The 16,861-nt window shown below is 68.6% G+C and carries 14 protein-coding genes; 2 read left to right on the top strand and 12 right to left on the bottom strand.

Translation table 11 applies throughout. The features are described from left to right. Nucleotides 1–130: 130 nt before the first annotated feature. From NVS89_RS20415 to NVS89_RS20375, 9 genes are all read right to left on the bottom strand, one after another. On the bottom strand, nucleotides 131–1,510 hold the full coding sequence (locus tag NVS89_RS20415; RefSeq protein ID WP_258734606.1) for an LLM class flavin-dependent oxidoreductase: 1,380 nt from the start codon (nucleotides 1,508–1,510) through the stop codon (nucleotides 131–133). A gap of 50 nt (nucleotides 1,511–1,560) precedes the next feature. After that, on the bottom strand, nucleotides 1,561–2,907 hold the full coding sequence (locus NVS89_RS20410) for an LLM class flavin-dependent oxidoreductase (RefSeq protein WP_258734605.1): 1,347 nt from the start codon (nucleotides 2,905–2,907) through the stop codon (nucleotides 1,561–1,563). 275 nt (nucleotides 2,908–3,182) lie between these two features. After that, the gene (ggpS, locus tag NVS89_RS20405; protein ID WP_258734604.1) at nucleotides 3,183–4,700 is read right to left on the bottom strand and encodes a glucosylglycerol-phosphate synthase; all 1,518 of its coding nucleotides are present in this window, start codon (nucleotides 4,698–4,700) and stop codon (nucleotides 3,183–3,185) included. Further along, nucleotides 4,697–5,446, bottom strand: a complete 750-nt coding sequence (locus NVS89_RS20400; protein ID WP_258734603.1) for an HAD family hydrolase — start codon at nucleotides 5,444–5,446, stop codon at nucleotides 4,697–4,699. The genes ggpS and NVS89_RS20400 overlap by 4 nt, the downstream gene beginning before the upstream one ends. Next, the gene (locus NVS89_RS20395) at nucleotides 5,446–6,552 is read right to left on the bottom strand and encodes an NAD(P)H-dependent glycerol-3-phosphate dehydrogenase (protein ID WP_258734602.1); all 1,107 of its coding nucleotides are present in this window, start codon (nucleotides 6,550–6,552) and stop codon (nucleotides 5,446–5,448) included. Before NVS89_RS20395 ends, NVS89_RS20400 begins: the two co-directional genes overlap by 1 nt. Nucleotides 6,553–6,953: 401 nt before the next feature. Continuing rightward, the gene (locus tag NVS89_RS20390) at nucleotides 6,954–8,030 is read right to left on the bottom strand and encodes an ABC transporter ATP-binding protein (RefSeq protein ID WP_258734601.1); all 1,077 of its coding nucleotides are present in this window, start codon (nucleotides 8,028–8,030) and stop codon (nucleotides 6,954–6,956) included. Nucleotides 8,031–8,055: 25 nt separating this feature from the next. Next, the gene (locus NVS89_RS20385; RefSeq protein ID WP_258734600.1) at nucleotides 8,056–8,880 is read right to left on the bottom strand and encodes a carbohydrate ABC transporter permease; all 825 of its coding nucleotides are present in this window, start codon (nucleotides 8,878–8,880) and stop codon (nucleotides 8,056–8,058) included. Nucleotides 8,881–8,888: 8 nt separating this feature from the next. After that, nucleotides 8,889–9,827, bottom strand: a complete 939-nt coding sequence (locus NVS89_RS20380; RefSeq protein ID WP_258734599.1) for a carbohydrate ABC transporter permease — start codon at nucleotides 9,825–9,827, stop codon at nucleotides 8,889–8,891. 16 nt (nucleotides 9,828–9,843) lie between these two features. Next, nucleotides 9,844–11,118: an ABC transporter substrate-binding protein gene (locus NVS89_RS20375; protein WP_258734598.1), complete on the bottom strand. Its 1,275-nt coding sequence runs from the start codon at nucleotides 11,116–11,118 to the stop codon at nucleotides 9,844–9,846. 535 nt (nucleotides 11,119–11,653) lie between these two features. Here NVS89_RS20375 and NVS89_RS20370 point away from each other — a divergent pair. Next, nucleotides 11,654–12,913, top strand: coding sequence for a Zn-dependent hydrolase (locus NVS89_RS20370; RefSeq protein ID WP_258734597.1), 1,260 nt, complete (start codon nucleotides 11,654–11,656; stop codon nucleotides 12,911–12,913). 24 nt (nucleotides 12,914–12,937) lie between these two features. Continuing rightward, nucleotides 12,938–14,395, top strand: a complete 1,458-nt coding sequence (hydA, locus tag NVS89_RS20365) for a dihydropyrimidinase (RefSeq protein WP_258734596.1) — start codon at nucleotides 12,938–12,940, stop codon at nucleotides 14,393–14,395. A gap of 12 nt (nucleotides 14,396–14,407) precedes the next feature. On the opposite strand, the gene NVS89_RS20360 is transcribed toward hydA, so the two are convergent. The 3 genes from NVS89_RS20360 to NVS89_RS20350 are packed head-to-tail and all read right to left on the bottom strand — an operon-like array spanning nucleotide 14,408 to nucleotide 16,785. Then, nucleotides 14,408–15,265, bottom strand: coding sequence for an AprI/Inh family metalloprotease inhibitor (locus NVS89_RS20360; RefSeq protein ID WP_258734595.1), 858 nt, complete (start codon nucleotides 15,263–15,265; stop codon nucleotides 14,408–14,410). Nucleotides 15,266–15,275: 10 nt separating this feature from the next. Continuing rightward, nucleotides 15,276–16,268 carry a 2-hydroxyacid dehydrogenase gene (locus NVS89_RS20355; protein ID WP_258734594.1) on the bottom strand — a complete coding sequence of 331 codons (993 nt, stop codon included), beginning with the start codon at nucleotides 16,266–16,268 and terminating at the stop codon, nucleotides 15,276–15,278. Nucleotides 16,269–16,296: 28 nt separating this feature from the next. Continuing rightward, nucleotides 16,297–16,785, bottom strand: a complete 489-nt coding sequence (locus NVS89_RS20350; protein WP_258734641.1) for a MarR family winged helix-turn-helix transcriptional regulator — start codon at nucleotides 16,783–16,785, stop codon at nucleotides 16,297–16,299. Between the last annotated feature and the right edge of the window lie 76 nt (nucleotides 16,786–16,861).

Here is a 16,861-nt window from a genome sequence, read left to right as displayed (position 1 = left end):
GGCCGAAGGGCCGCGGGCCGCACGGGGCGCGCTTGCCGAAAAAGGCATTCCCAGACGAAAAGACCCGGCAGTCGGTTCGCGACTGCCGGGTCTTTCATGTGCGGGGTAGCGCTGCGGCGGGCGGCGCTTGTCAGGCGGGAACGGCGTCCTTGGCGGGCACCGCGTAGCGGCTCGCCGGGCGCGTCAGGCCGAGATTCTCGCGCACCGTCTTGCCGGTATATTCGGTGCGGAACACGCCGCGTTCCTGCAGCTCCGGGATCACCAGGTCGACGAACTCCTCGAGATGGGTCGGGAACACCGAGGGGTGCACCAGGAAGCCGTCGACCGCCTGCTCGCGGAACCAGTAGGTCATCTCGTCGGCGATCTCGGAGGGCGAGCCGAGAATGGTGCGCTGGCCGCGCGCGCCGGCATAGATCTCGTACATCTCGCGGATGGTGCGCTCCTTGCTCAGGAACGCCTTGAAGCGCGGGTTGTTGGTCGCCATGAGCTGGTCGACCGTCGCCTCGGGCAGGCGGTCCTCCGGCCCGTAGGGGCTGAGGTCGAGGTTGCCGAGCGCGTTCGAGAGCAGCTCCTTGCCCACGTCCGGGTGGATCAGCGAGCGCAGATAGTCGAACTTCTCCTCCGCCTCCCTGCGGGTACGGCCGATCACCGGGTTGAGGCCCGGCACCACCTTCAGGTCCTCCGGCCGGCGGCCGAAGCGCGCGGCGCGGGCCTTCAGGTCCTGGTAGAGCGCCTGGCCCTGGGCAAGGTTGTGCAGCGGGGTGAAGACGATCTCGGCGACGCGCCCGGCCAGCTCCTTGCCGGTCTCGGAGGCGCTCGCCAGCGCGAAGACCGGATAGCCCTGCGGCGGGCGCGACGTGTTCAGCGGGCCGCGTACCGAGAAGTGCTCGCCCTTGTGGCGCAGGAAGTGCAGCTTCTCGGGGTCGAAATAGCGCTGGCTGGCGCGGTCGCGGACCAGCGCATCGTCGTCCCAGCTGTCGAGCAGGCCGGTCACCACGTCGACGAATTCGGCCGCGCGCTCGTAGCGCTCCTCGTGGCCGTAATGCTCCTCGCGCCCGAAATTATAGGCCTCGCTGAGATTGGCCGAGGTGACGATGTTCCAGATGCAGCGCCCCCCGCTCATATGGTCGAGCGAGGCGATGCGGCGGGCGACGTTGTAGGGCTCGTTGTAGCTGGTGGTGATGGTGGCGGCGAGGCCGATATGGCTGGTGCGCGCCGCGATGCCCGCCAGCAGCGTCAGCGGGTCGAAGAACACCATGTATTGCGGCCAGCGGCTCAGCGCCTCGAGATTGCCGTCGCGGGTGGCGACAGCGTCGGCCAGGAACATGAAGTCGAGCTTGCCGCGCTCGGCAATCTGGGCGACCTCGACATAGTGCTCGAAATTGGTCCCGGCATCGATCTGCGCCTGCGGGTGCAGCCAGGAAGCGACATGGTTCCCGGTGGGATGCACCATGACGCCGAGGGCCATGTGGCGGGGGGCGGACGGTTCCGCGTGCGTGGATTCGCTCAAGGTCGGTACTCCGGTCATCCGCCCGTGCGGCGGCAGAAACGACGCGTCGATCAGGCGTCCACCAGCTCGGCGACGTGCCGGTTGGCGGGTCTCTTCAGGCCAAGGAGATCGCGCAGCGTGCGGCCCTCATATTCCGTGCGGAACAGGCCGCGCCGCTGCAGCTCGGGGATCACCCCGTCGATGAATTCGTCGAGGCAGCCGGGCAGGGTGAGCGGGGAGAGCATGAAGCCGTCGCAGGCCTGCGCGCTCACCCATTCCTCCATCATGTCGGCGATCTGCAGCGGCGTGCCGCAGAGCACGGCGCGGCTGCGGTTGTAGCGGCGGCAGATCTCGCGAAGCGTCAGCCCCTCGCGGACCATGGCGATGATCTCGTCGGCATAGGCCTTGTGCATCCGGGCGTTGGTGGGGATGCGATCCTCCGGCACCGGCGCGTCGAGCGGCAAATCCGTCAGGTCGGCCTCGAGGTCCTCGCCGATCCACACCCGGGCGAGGTCGGGGTGGACATAGTCGTGCCAGCTCGCGAGCTTGGCGCGGGCCTCCTCCTCGGTCGCGCCGAGCACGATCGAGATGCCGGAGACGATCTTCAGCGAATCGCGGTCGCGGCCGAAGCGGGCGAGCCGGCCCTTGAGGTCGGCGTAGAAGTCCTGCGCGGCCTTCATGCTGGCGCTGGGGCCGAACACCACCTCGGCGGTCTCGGCGGCGAGCGCCTTGCCGGTCTCGGACGCGCCGGCCTGGATGATGACCGGATGGCCCTGCGGGGTGCGGGAGATGTTCAGCCCGCCATCGACCTTGAAATAGGTGCCGTGATGATGCGTCGGGTGGAACTTCTCGGGCAGGTAGGACAGGCCGGCCTCGTGGTCGTAGACGAAGGCGTCGTCCTCCCAGGTGTCCCACAGGCTCAGCACCACCTCGACGAACTCGCGGGCGCGGGCGTAGCGCTCCTCGTGGGGAGGCAGCTTGTCGAGGCCGAAATTGCGGGCCGAATCGTTGCTGGCGCTGGTGACGACGTTCCAGGCGGCCCGGCCGCCGGAGATGTGGTCGAGCGAGCCGTACTGGCGGGCGACGTTGTAGGGCTCGAAGAAGCTGGTCGAGGTGGTCGCGCCAAGGCCGATATGGCTCGTCACGCCGGCGACGGCGGAGAGCAGGGTCAACGGCTCGAGAATGTTGGTGTAGGTCGGCGCCCGGCTCCACACCTCCATCCGGTCCACACGCACGCTGGGGCGGTCGGCGATGAAGAAGAAGTCGAGCTTGCCGCGCTCGGCGGTCTGCGCGAGGCGGTGGTAGTAGTCGATATTGACCGACGCGCCGTCGAGGGCCCCGGGCAACAGCCAGGCCGCGGAATGCGAGCCGTTGGGCAGTGCGAGAAGGCCAAGGACCATGTTGCGCTTGTCGGCCATTACCGGCTCCCTTTTCGGCCGGCAAGGCGCGCCTTTGCCGGCGATTTTTCGATCCGTAAACAATACCCGCCGGAGGGCGGCGTAAATTAGGATTAACTGGCCTTCTGGTTAGGCTCGCCCGCGCGAAGTGCCTGATAGCAAAGGGTCGCGCGCGCCTGTGTCGCGTCCGTGGCAGGCCTCGGGAGGCGCTTCCGGGGAGGCCGGCCGGCGGCAGAAATGGCGAAGGGCCGGTTGCCCGGCCCCTCGTGTCGCGTGGTTCGGTGAGCGGGCCTGCCTCAGGCGGCGACGCCCTTCATGCCGTAGCGCGGGTCCGCCGGGATGCCCCGGAAGCGCTCCACCGTGTGCTGCGCCCAGTGCACCGAATCGTACAGACGCACCTTCTCCAGCATGGCGGCGAGCCGGTCGGTCTGTTCCTCGGCCGGCATGTCGATCGCCTGGTCGATGGCCGCGTCCATGTTCCGGTTGGAATAGGGGTTGGCCATGATCGCGGTCGGCAGCTCGATCGCCGCGCCGGTGAACTCGGACAGCACCAGCGCGCCCGACTTCAGGTCGCCGCGCGCGGCGATGTATTCCTTGGCGACGAGGTTCAGCCCGTCGCGCAGCGGCGTGATCCAGCAGATGTCGGCGCAGCGGTAATAGGCGACGAGTTCGTCGAACGGGATCGCCTGGGTGAACAGCACCAGCGGCTGCCAGGCGAGGGTCGAGTACTTGCCGTTGATGCGCCCGGCGATCTGCTCGATCTCGCGCTGCACGTTGCGATAGACGGTCATGCCCGAATTGGCGGCCACCGAGGTGACGAGAAGCTGGACCTTCTCCATCAGCTCGGGCCGGCGGCCGAGCAGGCGCTCGAAGGCGAGCAGCATGTCGCGCGTGCCCTTGGTGTAGTCCGAGCGGCCGACCGAGATGATGAACTTGCGGTCGTTGAGCGTTTCCTTGATCGCCTTCTCGCGCTCATGCGTCTTCTCGCTGGCGCACAGCTCGTCGATGAAGCCGACATTGGTGCCCACCGGGAAGGCGTCGACCGCGATCTCGCGCCCCTCATAGCCGATGCGGGTGGCGACCTTGGGCACGGAGAGCGCCATGCCGTGCGGCGACAGGCCGTCCTCGACGTCGATCTCCTCGAGGATCTCGACCTTCTTCAGGCTGCGCGCGGTGGAGACGAAGTTCATCGCGTAGCGCGGGATGTGGAAGCCGACCAGATCGCAATGGAGCAGGCTTTCGATGATCTCGGCGCGCCAGGGCAGGATGTTGAACATGCTCGGCTCGGGGAACGGCGTGTGGTGGAAGAAGGCCACCTTCACGTCCGGCCGGAACTGCTTCACATAGAGCGGCACGAGCCACAGATTGTAGTCGTGCACCCAGATCACGGCGCCTTCCGCCGCCTCCTGCACCGCCGCTTCCGCGAACAGCCAGTTCACCTCGCGGAAGGTCTCCCAGTCCACCGGATCGTAATTGTACTTCTCCGGGAAGGAATGAAGGATCGGCCAGAGCGCCTCCTTCGAGGTGACGTGGTAGAAGCTGCGGACCTGATGGGCGGTCAGCGGCAGGCGCGAGACGTTGTATTCGCCATACGAATCCTTCATCCGCACGACGCGCTCGAAGGTCTTCTTGTCCTTCGGGTCGACCTGCTTCCACGCGACCCAGGCCGCCTGCTCCACCTCCCCGAAGAAGCTCTTGAGGGTCGGGACGATGCCGTTCGGGCTGGAATTCTCCCGATAGACGGTCTTGCCGTCCTCGACGACCTCTTCATAGGGCTGGCGGTGATAGACGATGACTAGGTTTGACTTCTTCACAGTGCACCCTCGGTCATGAACCCGTGACGCTCGATGGCGTCGGCGATCCCCGCCGCTCCCGGCCGCGGGCTCAGATAGACGTTGGGCATGCCGGAGACCTGCGCGACCAGCGCCGGCTCCGAATTGCCCACCGCGACGCCCGCATAGGGCGTCCGGAAAAGGGAGAGATCGTTGAGCGTGTCGCCGGCCACCAGCACCCGCTCGCGCGGAACGGCGAAATGCTCCATCAGGCGGATCAGGGTCGGGCCCTTGGAGACGCCGCGCGGCAGCACGTCGAAATAGATGTCCGCCGAGGTGATGCAGTCGAAGCCGGCCGCCTCCACCTTCTCGCGCGCGCTCGGGCGCAGCGTCGCCGGCTCGTAATAGTAGCTCATGCGGTAGCGGAACGGGGTCGGCTGGAGCGTGAGCCCCGGCTCGTCCCGCAGCAAGTCGCGCACGCGCTCGCTGGCGTTGCCCCAGGCCTGCGCGATGGGCAGCTCCAGCTCAGGCACCGGCTCGATGCCCTCGCCGCCGGCGATGGTGGTGCCGACGTCGCCGATGACGAAGTCCGGCCGCGGCACACCCTGGTCGGCGAGCGCGCGCACGAAGGGCAGGTCGCGCCCGGTCACGAAGACCAGCGAGACCTCGTCGCGCCGGGCCTCGATCCAGTCGTAGAGCGCGGCGCGCTGGGCATCGTCGCCGCCGAGGAAGGTGCCGTCGAGATCGGTCGCCAGGACGAGCCGCTTGTTGCCATTGGCCAGTCCCATCAGCGACGATCCTCCATGCTGGGTAGGGTTGTGTCGGAAGGGCCGGGGAGCATCAGCTCGATGCTGCGCGGCTCGGCCTTGAAGGGACGGCCCAGCAGCGCGGCCATCGCCTCGTGGATCGGCGTGCCGTCGATCACCACGGCGCGCACCGCCTCGCAGATCGGCATGTCGACGCCGAGACGGCGGGCGAGGTTGGTCACCGAGACCGCGTTCTCCACGCCCTCGACCACCACCGGGCGTCCGTCGAAGATGTCGGCGGCCGAGCGGCCCATGGCGAGGCCCATGCCGTAGCGCATGTTGCGCGACTGCTCGCTGGAGCAGGTGAGCGTCAGGTCGCCGATGCCGGACAGGCCCGTCACCGTGTCGCGCCGCCCGCCCAGCGCCTCGGAGAGCCGCTTGATCTCGTCGAGGCCGCGGGTGATGACCGCCGCGCGGGTGTTGGCGCCGAAGGACAGGCCGCTCGCCATGCCGCTGGCGAGCGCCAGCACGTTCTTCACCGCGCCGCCGACTTCGACCCCGGTGACGTCGTCGGCGACGTAGGGCCTGAAGGTCTGGGTGCCGAGCGCGACCGCCATGCGCGCCGCCAGCGAGGTCTCGCCCTCGGTCGGCACGTCGTCGGAGGCGATGGTCACCGCGGTCGGCTGGCCCGCCGCCACCTCGGAGGCGAAGGTCGGGCCGGACAGCACGGCGACCGGATGGTCGGGAAGCTCCTCGGCGAGGACGGCCTGCAGCAGCAGCCCGGTGTCCTGCTCGATGCCCTTGGCGCAGATGACGATCGGCATGCGCGGCGCGAGATGACGCTTCAGCGCCTGGCAGGCCTCGCGCACATGCTGCGAGGGCACGACCAGCAGCACGGCGTCGGCGTCCGTCACGGCCTCGCCGAGATCGGCCGTCGCCTCGATGCCGTCCGGCAGCTCGATGCCCGGAAGGAAGACGGGATTGGTGCGCGACGTGCGGATCGCGTCCACCACCTCGGCTTCGCGTGCCCAGAGGGTCACCTTTCGACCGGCGCGGACGGCGGTCACGGCAAGCGCGGTGCCCCAGGCGCCGCCACCCATGACCGCGATCCGATCAATCGCGGGAACGACCTCCTGCTTTTGCTTCATATCGAGTCGATCTCTCCTATCGTTGCGGGGCGCGAGCCGAACCATGCGCGCCGATCTCTCGCACGGCCGGACTGGCCATGCCGACGGACCGCCATTTACTGAAGAGCGACTAAAACTGACGCAGCGACATCCCACTCGATATCTGCGTCAGACCCCCTCGATCGCAAGTAATTCCGATGTATGGATAGTAACTTGCGTCTCATTAGGATCCGATAAGAAGTCGATCTCCCGCTTGCGCGTCAAACGCGACGAAATCCGTTCCAAAACCATGCGCCGTAGAGACGCAAAGGACGGCTCGAAAAGGCAAGTTGCCTTCAAGTAGATGATCCTACCTACCGCAAATAGCCTGAAAAGTCCAGTCCGTGACCAAATTGCGGCGGGCAACTCCACACGAAGTGGGTTTATTGCGGCCGTATATCAAGGGCCTGGCCGTCCGCGCCGAACAGGTGGAAGGCGTCCACGGGGGCCGCGACCCGCAGCGTCTCACCGCGCCGCGCGGGCACGGTGCGCGCCAGCTTGACCACGAGCGGCACCTCGTGGCCGATCTCCACGTGGACGAGCTGGGACTCGCCCAGCCGCTCCACCAGCGTCACCCGCCCCTCATAGAGCGCGGGCTCGCCTTCCTCCGCGATGTGGAGGTCCTCGGGCCGCACGCCGAGGCCGAGCCCCTCGGCCTTCGCCGGCGCGCGCAGGGGCAGGGCGGCGCCGCCCTTCGGCCGCAGCCCGCCTTCGGCCGTGACCTCCGCCGGCAGGATGTTCATGGCCGGCGTGCCGATGAACTCGGCGACGAAGCGGGTCGCGGGCTTGAGATAGAGCTCCATCGGCGCGCCGACCTGCTCGACCCGCCCGGCGCGCAGAACCACGATGCGGTCGGCCAGCGTCATCGCCTCGATCTGGTCGTGGGTGACGTAGACCATCGTCGTGTCGGGCATGCGCTCGTGCAGCCGCGCGATCTCGACCCGGGTCTGGCCGCGCAGCGCGGCGTCGAGGTTCGAGAGCGGCTCGTCGAACAGGAACACGCGCGGATTGCGCACGATGGCGCGGCCGATGGCGACGCGCTGGCGCTGGCCGCCGGAGAGCTCGCGCGGCTTGCGGTTCAGCAGCGGCTCAAGCTCCAGCAGGCGCGCGGCCTCCTCCACCCGCTCGCGGATGGTGCCGCTGTCGCTCTTCGCCAGCTTCAGCCCGAACGCCATGTTGTCGAACACGCTCATATGCGGGTAGAGCGCGTAGGACTGGAACACCATGGCGATGCCGCGCTCCTTCGGCGGCAGGTCGTTCACCTTTTCGCCGTCGAACAGCAATTCGCCCGAGCTGATCTCCTCCAGCCCCGCGATCAGGCGCAGCAGGGTCGACTTCCCGCACCCGGACGGGCCGACGAAGACCACGAACTCGCCCTTGGCGATGTCGAGGTCGATGCCGTGGATGATTTCCGCCCGCCCGAACGACTTGCAGAGGTTCCTGAGCGTCAGCTGCGCCATGGGAGGTCCTGTCCTTTCCCGGTGTTCATCCCTTCACGCCGCCGGCGGTGAGACCGGCCACGATGCGGCGCTGGAAGATGAGAACGAGGATGATGAGCGGCATGGTCACGATCACCGAGGCGGCCATGATGGCCCCCCACGGTGTCTCCTGCGCCGAGGTTCCCGAGAGCAGGGCGATGGCGACGGGCGCAGTGCGGGTGCTGTTGGAGGAGACGAAGGTCAGCGCGAACAGGAACTCGTTCCACGCCTGGATGAAGGCCAGCAGGCCGGTGGTGACCAGCGCCGGCCACATCAGCGGCAGGAACACCCGGCTGACGATGTGCCACGGCCCGGCGCCGTCGACGATCGCCGCCTCCTCGATCTCCACCGGCAGGTCGCGCATGAAGGTGGTGAGCACCCAGACCGTGAAGGGCAGGGTGAAGATGAGATAGCTCATGATCAGGCTGCCGAGCGAATTGTAGAGCCCGAGCGCGCGCACGATCTCGAACAGCCCCGCCAGCACCGCGATCTGCGGGAACATCGAGACCGACAGCACGGTGAGCAGCAGCAGCTTGCGGCCGCGGAACTGGATGCGCGCCAGCGCGAAGGCGGCGGTGAGGCCGAGGAACAGCGAGATCGCCACCGTCGCCGCCGCGACGATCACCGAATTGAGCACGTTGCGCGGGAAGAAGCCCTGGCTCAGCACCTGCGCGTAATTGGCGAGGTCGATGTTCTGCGGCAGGTAGCTCGGGGTGAAGATCGCCGTCCCCGTCTCGAACGAGGTCAGCACCGCGTAGTAGAACGGGAACAGCGAGAACAGCAGGATCAGCGCCACCAGCAGGTAGAAGGCGAACGTCTTGAGGATCTTCATGGCCCGCCTCAGCCGAGATTCAGCCGCGCCGCCCGGATGTAGCCGAGCGTGATGAACGCGATCACCAGGAACAGCAGCGTCGAGGCCGCAGAGCCGTAGGCGAACTGGTCGAACTGGAACAGGTTCTCCTGCACGAAGACCGACATGGTCCGCGTCTCCGCATTGTTCGGGGTGAGGACGTAGATGATGTCGAAGACGCGCAGCGCGTCGAGCGCGCGGAAGATGACCGCGACCATGATCGCGGGCGCGGCGAGCGGCAGCGTCACCCGCCAGAAGGTGACGAGGGGGTTCACCCCGTCGATCTTCGCCGCCTCGTAGATGTCCTCGGGGATCATCTGCAGCCCGGCGAGGATCAGCAGCGCCATGAAGGGGGTCGACTTCCAGATGTCGACCAGCATCACCGCGACCATCGCCGTGTCCGCGGAGGCGATCCAGGCGACGGGGCTCGAGATCAGCCCGAGCTTCAGCCCGATGTCGTTGATGATGCCGAACTGGTCGTTGAGCATCCACGCCCACATCTTGGCCGAGACCACGGTCGGGATCGCCCAGGGGATGAGCACGGCGGCGCGCACCAGCCCGCGCAGCGGGAAGCGCACGTTCAGCACCATCGCGACCACGAGGCCGAGCGCGGTCTCGACCGAGACGGTGATGAAGGTGAACACCAGCGTGTTCCACACCGCCCGCCACCATTCGCCGTCGACCAGCAGGCCGACCCACTCCCCGTCACCCTCGCCATAGGAGAGCCATTCGAGGTAGTTGGAAAAGCCGATCCAGCGCGCCCCGGCGAGGTCGCCCAGCGAGGCGTCGGTGAAGCCGAACCACAGCGTGCGCAGCAGCGGCCAGCCGGCGACCAGCACCAGCACCAGCAGCATCGGGGCGAGGAAGAGCGCGGCGGCTCGTCGCCGTCGCGCGCTGATGGTCAGGGTGCGGCCTGTGCTCTGCTTCATGCCTCCGGGACCGGCTTCACTTCCAGCCGGAACCCTTCAGGCGCTTCAGCCGCGCCTCCAGCCGGGCGAGGTTGCGCTTGGCGCTGCCCTTGCCGGCGAGCGTGGCGTGGACGGCGTCCCAGAACTCCTTGGAGACCTCGTTGTAGTCGGCCTTGGTCGCGGCCGAGGGGCGCGGGGTCGAATTGTTGAAGATGTCCTTCCACAGGCCGATGCTGGGCTGGGCCTTCAGGATCTCCTGGTCCTCGTAGAGCGCGGGGCGGGTCGGCAGGTTGTTGTTCTCGATGGCGCGCATCTTCTGCGCCTCGGCGCTGGTGAGGAACAGCACCAGTTCCACCGCTTCCTTCGGGTGCTTGGAGTATTTCGACACGGCGAGGTTCCAGCCGCCGAGCGTCGCGGCCGAGCCGGCCCCGCCGGAGGGGAGCGCGGCGACGCCGAACTTGCCCTTCACCGCGCTGTCGTCGCTGTTCGAGAGAGCATAGGCATAGGGCCAGTTGCGCATGAAGGCGGCATTGCCGGTCTGCCAGACGCCGCGCGCCTCCTCCTCCTTGTAGCCCAGCACGCCTTCGGGCGAGATGGTGCCGATCCAGGAGGCGGCCTGCTCGAGCGCGGCGGCAGCCTTGGGGTTGTTGACCGAGATCGTGCCGTCGGCCTCGACGATGTGGCCGGCGCCGTGCGAGACCAGCCATTCGAGCCCGTTGCAGGTCAGCCCTTCATAGGCGGCGGCCTGGAACACGTAGCCCTGGAAATTGCCCGCGCCGGCCTTGCGCTCGCCGTCCTGGATGGTCTTCGCCGCCTTGGCGAGGTCGTCCCAGGTCTTGGGCACGTCGAGCTTGTACTTTTCCAGCAGGTCCTTGCGGTAGAACAGCGCCGGCGCGTCCGTGTAATAGGGCAGCGCCACCAGCTTGCCGTTCACGGTCTGCGACTGGATGATCGAGGGGAAGTGCTCCTTCGCGGCGGCGGCGGCCTTCTCGTATTTCGACAGGTCGAGCAGGTGGGCGGCGATCTGCGGCGCCCAGATGATGTCGGTGCGGTAGACGTCGATGTCCGAATTGCCGGCCGAGAGCCAGAGCCGGTACTGGGCGAACTGGTCGGTCGAGGAGGACGGCATCTCGACGATCGTGACCTTGTTGCCGGTCATCTTCTCGAAGCGGTCGAGATTCTCGCGCAGCACCTGGATGTCGCGGCCCACGGCACCGGAGACGATCTGCAGGTCGGCGGCCGAAGCGGCGGAGGCGAGTGTTGCCAGAGTGGCGCCTGCCGCGAGGCAGGTGAGTGCGCGCGAAATCTTCATGGGCTCCTCCGCAAAATGCTTGTGGCCGGCTGGTCTTCCACCGGGCTTGTGCGCTCCGTAGTACGCGTGATGGCGGCGATTGGGATTCGAGCGACCATAGAGCGGCCGTTCACATTGAGTCAAAATCCGGGCGCCGGCGGCGGTTCCCGCGTCAATGCCAGAACAACCATTCGGTGTGTTCAGTATCACATGGCCTTGCCGGGCCATCGGGATTGTTAGGCGGCTCGACAGATCGATCGAACATCGTTCGAATAGCCTTCGCCGCGCCTTCCGGCGGGCACGGGTCCGGGCCGAATTTCGTTCCTGATCTCAGGCGTTTCGCGGAACAACTCGCCGCGTCACGAGGTCTCCTGTGCCGGCACATCGGCGTGCCATGGGCCGGAGGGTGGGGGGAGCGGTGGACAGGGGCGGGGTCGGCGCCGCTATCATCGGGGCGCGCGACCCCGTCGGCCGCGTGTCCGGCTCTGGCCCGCGGCTTGCCTGCCGCCTATGCGGCCCCTCTTCGCCGGGCCGGCAGCCGGAGCAGTGAACGCGCATGACCGCCCCCACCGACAATATGCGTGCCGACGGCGCGCGGCTCTGGAACAGCCTGATGGAGATGGCGAAGATCGGCCCGGGCCTGCGCGGCGGCAACAACCGGCAGGCGCTGACCGACGCCGATGCCGAAGGGCGGCGCCTGTTCGCGCGCTGGTGCGCCGAGGCCGGACTGGCGGTCAGCGTCGACGCCATGGGCACCATGTTCGCCCGCCGCGAGGGCACCGATGCCGAGGCCGCGCCGGTGCTGATCGGCTCGCATCTCGACACCCAGCCGACCGGCGGGAAGTTCGACGGCGTGCTGGGCGTGCTCGGCGCGCTGGAGGTGGTGCGCACGCTGAACGATCTCGGCATCCGCACCCGCCATCCGGTGGAGGTGGTGAACTGGACCAATGAGGAGGGCACCCGCTTCGCCCCTGCCATGGTCGCCTCAGCCGTCTATGCCGGGGTGATGAGCCTTCAGGACGCCTATGCCGCGACCGACGCCGCCGGCCTGACGCTCGGCGCCGAGCTGGAGCGGATCGGCTTTCGCGGCGAGCGCCCGGCCGAGCTCGCCGCTGGCGGGCCGGTGCCGCATGCCTATTTCGAGCTGCATATCGAGCAGGGACCGATCCTTGAGGCGGAGGGGCTCGACATCGGCGTCGTCACCCATGGCCAGGGCACGCGCTGGCTTCAGGTGACGCTCACCGGACGCGAGGCGCATACCGGCTCGACGCCGATGCCGCGCCGGCTCAATGCCGGGCTCGGCATGGCCCGCGTCACCGAGCTAGTGGACGCGGTGGCGTGGAAGCACGCCCCGCTCGCCGTCGGCGCGGTCGGCCATGTCGAGGTCTATCCCAATTCGCGCAACATCATCGCCGGGCGGGCGGTGTTCACCATCGACATCCGCCATCCCGAGCTCGCGACCCTCGACGCGATGGACCGGGAGATCCGCGCCGGGGCGGCCGAGATCGCGGCCCGGATGGGGCTCGGCATCGCCATCGAGGAGGTGAACGCCTTCGATCCGGTCACCTTCGACCCGGTGCTGGTCGGCCATGTGCGCGCCGCGGCGGAGCGGCTCGGCTATCGCCACCGCGACATCGTCTCCGGCGCCGGCCACGATGCCTGCTGGGTCAACAAGGTGGCGCCCGCCGCCATGATCTTCTGCCCCTGCGTGGAAGGGCTGAGCCACAATGAGGACGAGACCATCACCCCGGAATGGGCGAAGGCGGGCGCCGACGTGCTGCTGCATGCGGTGCTCGCCACCGCCGAAGCGGTCTGAGGACAGAGCGGAGGAGACGTGCCGATGTCGATCGTCATCAAGGGCGGCACCGTGATCGCCGCCGACCGCTCCTACGAGGCGGACGTGCTGATCGAGGGCGAGACGATCGCCGCCATCGGCGCCGGCCTGTCGGCCGACACGGTGCTCGACGCCTCCGGCACCTATGTGATGCCCGGCGGCATCGACCCACACACCCATCTCGAAATGCCCTTCATGGGCACCACGGCGGCCGAGACCTGGGAAAGCGGCACCTTCGCCGCGCTCTCGGGCGGCACCACGCTGGTGGTCGACTTCGTCATCCCGGACGACGAGAACCTGACCGCCGCGCTCGACGCCTGGGAGGCGCGCGCCAGCCGGCAGGCCAGCGCCGACTATTCGTTCCACATGTGCATCACCGGCTGGTCGGAGCCGATCTTCGAGGCGATGGAGGCGGTGGTCGCGCGCGGCGTGAACAGCTTCAAGCACTTCATGGCCTACAAGGGCGCGCTGATGGTCGACGACGACCAGATGTTCGCCTCGTTCCAGCGCTGCGCCGCGCTCGGCGCGCTGCCGCTGGTGCATGCCGAGAACGGCGACATCGTCGCCGCGCTCCAGCAGAAGTTCCTCGCCGAGGGCACGCGCGGACCCGAGGCGCACGCCTTCTCGCGCCCGCCCGAGGTGGAGGGCGAGGCGGCCAACCGCGCGATCATGATCGCGGACGCGGCCGGCGTGCCAGTCTACATCGTGCACGTGTCCTGCGAGCAGGCGCATGAGGCGATCCGCCGGGCGCGGCAGAAGGGCATGCGGGTCTATGGCGAGCCGCTGATCCAGCACCTCACCCTCGACGAGGGCGTCTACGCCAACACCGACTGGGACTATGCCGCCCAGCGCGTGATGTCGCCGCCCTTCCGCGACAGGGTGCATCAGGACAGCTTGTGGGCGGGGCTCGCGGCCGGCTCGCTCCAGGTCGTCGCCACCGACCATTGCGCGTTCAGCACCGCGCAGAAGCGCATGGGCCTCGACGACTTCACCCGCATCCCGAACGGCACCGGCGGGCTGGAGGACCGGCTGCCGATGCTGTGGACGCGGGGCGTGGAGACCGGGAGGCTGACGCCGAACGAGTTCGTCGCCGTGACCTCGACCAACATCGCCCGCATCCTCAACCTCTATCCGAGGAAGGGGGCGCTGATCCCCGGCGCCGATGCCGACATCGTGGTGCTCGACCCGAAGGCGGGCAAGACCATCGCCGCCGCGCGGCAGAAATCCATCATCGACTACAACGTGTTTGAGGGTTTCGAGGTGCGCGGCCTGCCGCGCTACACGCTCTCGCGCGGCGAGGTGGTCTGGTCGGAGGGGCGCAACGATGCGCCCCGCCCGGGGCGCGGCCGTTTCATCCCGCGCCCGGCCTTCAACCCGGTGAACCGGGCGCTTTCGACCTGGAAGGCGCTGGTCGCTCCGCGCGCGGTGGCACGCGATCCCTCGCGCATGCCGATCGGGGTGTAGCGCGGGCCCCTCTCAGGGGACGCGGGTGAGGAAGAGCGGGCGGTTGTTCGCCGGCACCTTGATCCAGTCGTCGTCCTCGTTGGGGCTGAAATGCAGGCGCGCCCCGGTCGCGTTCTCGAGGATGAGCTCGCCCTGCTCCAGCCGCCAGCGGTCGGGCGTGCTGGCCCGGCCGAACAGCAGGCCGCAATTCGGGTCGGGATCGAGGCGGTAGCCGCTCGGGCGCATCGGCGCGTCGGAAAAGCGGATGCGGCAGGCCGGCCGGCCCGGCGCGCGCCCGAGGTCCCATTGGCCGAACAGGTCGGAGGGCTGGAGCCGCGCGGCGTCGGCGATGCGCGGATTGACCAGGAAATAGACGCCGTCGCCCTCGCGCAGCGCCTCCCAGGTGCCGTCTATGCCCTCGGTGAACTCGGCCACGAGGCTGCCGTCGCCGCGCAGGAGCTGGATGGCGTTGCCCGAGGCGGGCGTCCAGGCGGCGATGTCGGGCGAGAACAGGATGGTGGCGGCGCAGGCCTGCCTGTTGAAGCTGAGGTCGAACAGCGGCCCGCCATCGGCCGTCTGCCCGCCGCGCCGCCGCGCCGAGAGCGACATGGCGCAGACCTGATCGCCATCGGCATTGGTGAGCTGGTAGTCGGCGGCCAGCGTGGCGGCGGCCTGCGCCGGGGAGGGGTCGGTGGACGCGGAACCGGCCTGCGAAAGGTCGGTCTGCGAGGGCTCGCTCACGTCGGCGTCCTGCGCGCGCAGCGCCCTGCCGCCGGGAAGGGCGAGCATAGCCGGCGCGAGCAGGAGCGCGCACAGGAACGCGGCGAGACGCCACGAGGGCGGGACGCCGCCCGTTCCGCACCGCCCGGGACGCCGCGCCGGAGCGCTCATGCGGGCCTCCTCAGACCCTCGCCGGCACCGGGGTTTCCGGTACCGGCGTCAGGGGCGGGCGGCCTTCGAACCAGGCGGCGAGATTGTCAACCACGAGCTGGCCCATGGCGTTGCGGGTGACGTGGGTCGCGGAGGCGACGTGCGGCAGCAGGACGACATTGTCCATCGCGATCAGCGCCTCGGGCACGTTCGGCTCGTCGGCGAACACGTCGAGGCCGGCGCTGGCGATGGTGCCCTCTGCGAGCGCCTTGATCAGCGCCGGCTCGTCGACCACCGAGCCGCGTGCCACGTTGATCAGCGTGCCGGCGGGGCCGAGCGCGGCGAGCACCTCGGCATTGATCATGTTGTTCGTCTCCGGCCCGCCCGGCACGATGACGATGAGCGCGTCGGCGTCCCGCGCCATCTCGACCAGCGAGGGATAGTGGCGGTAGGGCACGTCGGCGACCGGCCGCCGGCTGTGATAGACGATCGGCCGGCCGAAACCCTCCAGCCGGCGGGCGATGGCGCGCCCGATCCGGCCCATGCCGACGATGCCGATGGTGCGGTCGCGCAGCGTCGGGGTCAGCGGAAATCCGCCTTTGGGCCACAGCCCGGCGCGCAGGTGCCGCTCGGCTTGCGGCAGCCGGCGGATGGTGGCGAGCAGCAGCGCCACCGACAGGTCCGCCACCTCGTCGTCGAGCACGCCCGGCGTGTTGGTGACGACAATGCCGCGCCCGGCCGCCGCGTCCGTGTCCACCGCGTCGTAGCCGACGCCGAAATTGGCCACGATCTCGACCTTGGGCAGGCGCGCGAGCAGGTCGCCGGTCACGCGGCGCTTGCCGCCGGCGGTCGAGCCGACCCCCGTCGCGACGGCGCGGATGCGCGGGCCGGCCTGCGCCAGCACCGCCTCGGGATCGGCGCCGTCGAGCCGGTGGACCGTGAAACGCTCGGTGAGCTGGGCCTCGATCATGGGCATCATCGGGCCCGTCTGCAGCAGCTCGGGCCGGGAATCGGTAGCGGACATTGGTACTCCTGTACGTCTCGGTAGGGTCTCAGGCCGTCTCGTCCGCATCGACGGGATCGTCGTCCGGCTCGACGCTGATCGCGCCGAGCTGGCCCGAAAGGTTCTTCTCGATGCGGCGCAACAGCTTGCGCAGCCGCTTGCGGTCCTTGCCGTCGAGCCCCGAGACCATGGTGTCCTCGAGCGAGGTCCATATGTCGTCGATGGACTGGGCGCGGGCACGGCCTTCGTCGGTGAGGTAGACCCGCACCAGCCGGGCGTCGCCTTCGGCCGCCCGGCGAGCCAGAAGACCCTGGGCGGAGAGCCGGCCCACGGTCTTGGAGGCGGTGGGCGGGCGCACCTGCAACGCCGAGGCGAGCTCCGTCATGGTTCGCCCGTCCGATTCGGCGAGCAGCTTGAGCACCGTTTCCTGGCCGGGGAAGAGCCCGAACTCGTGGAGCTTGCGGGCTGCAAGAGCGCGCTGCAGGCGCGCTGCGTGATGGAGCCGATGTCCGATATTCTTTTCGAAGCCGTCCTTCATGGTGGCCCCCATTCGATTCGCCGCGACAGCAACTTCGTGTTGCAACAAGAACCGCGCGCCGTAACAGAAAGATGGC

This window comes from Ancylobacter mangrovi, from assembly GCF_024752355.1.
GTDB classification, from domain to species: domain Bacteria; phylum Pseudomonadota; class Alphaproteobacteria; order Rhizobiales; family Xanthobacteraceae; genus Ancylobacter; species Ancylobacter mangrovi.
The sequence above is the reverse complement of the archived record's forward strand: the minus strand, read 5'-3'. Positions and strand labels throughout refer to the sequence as shown.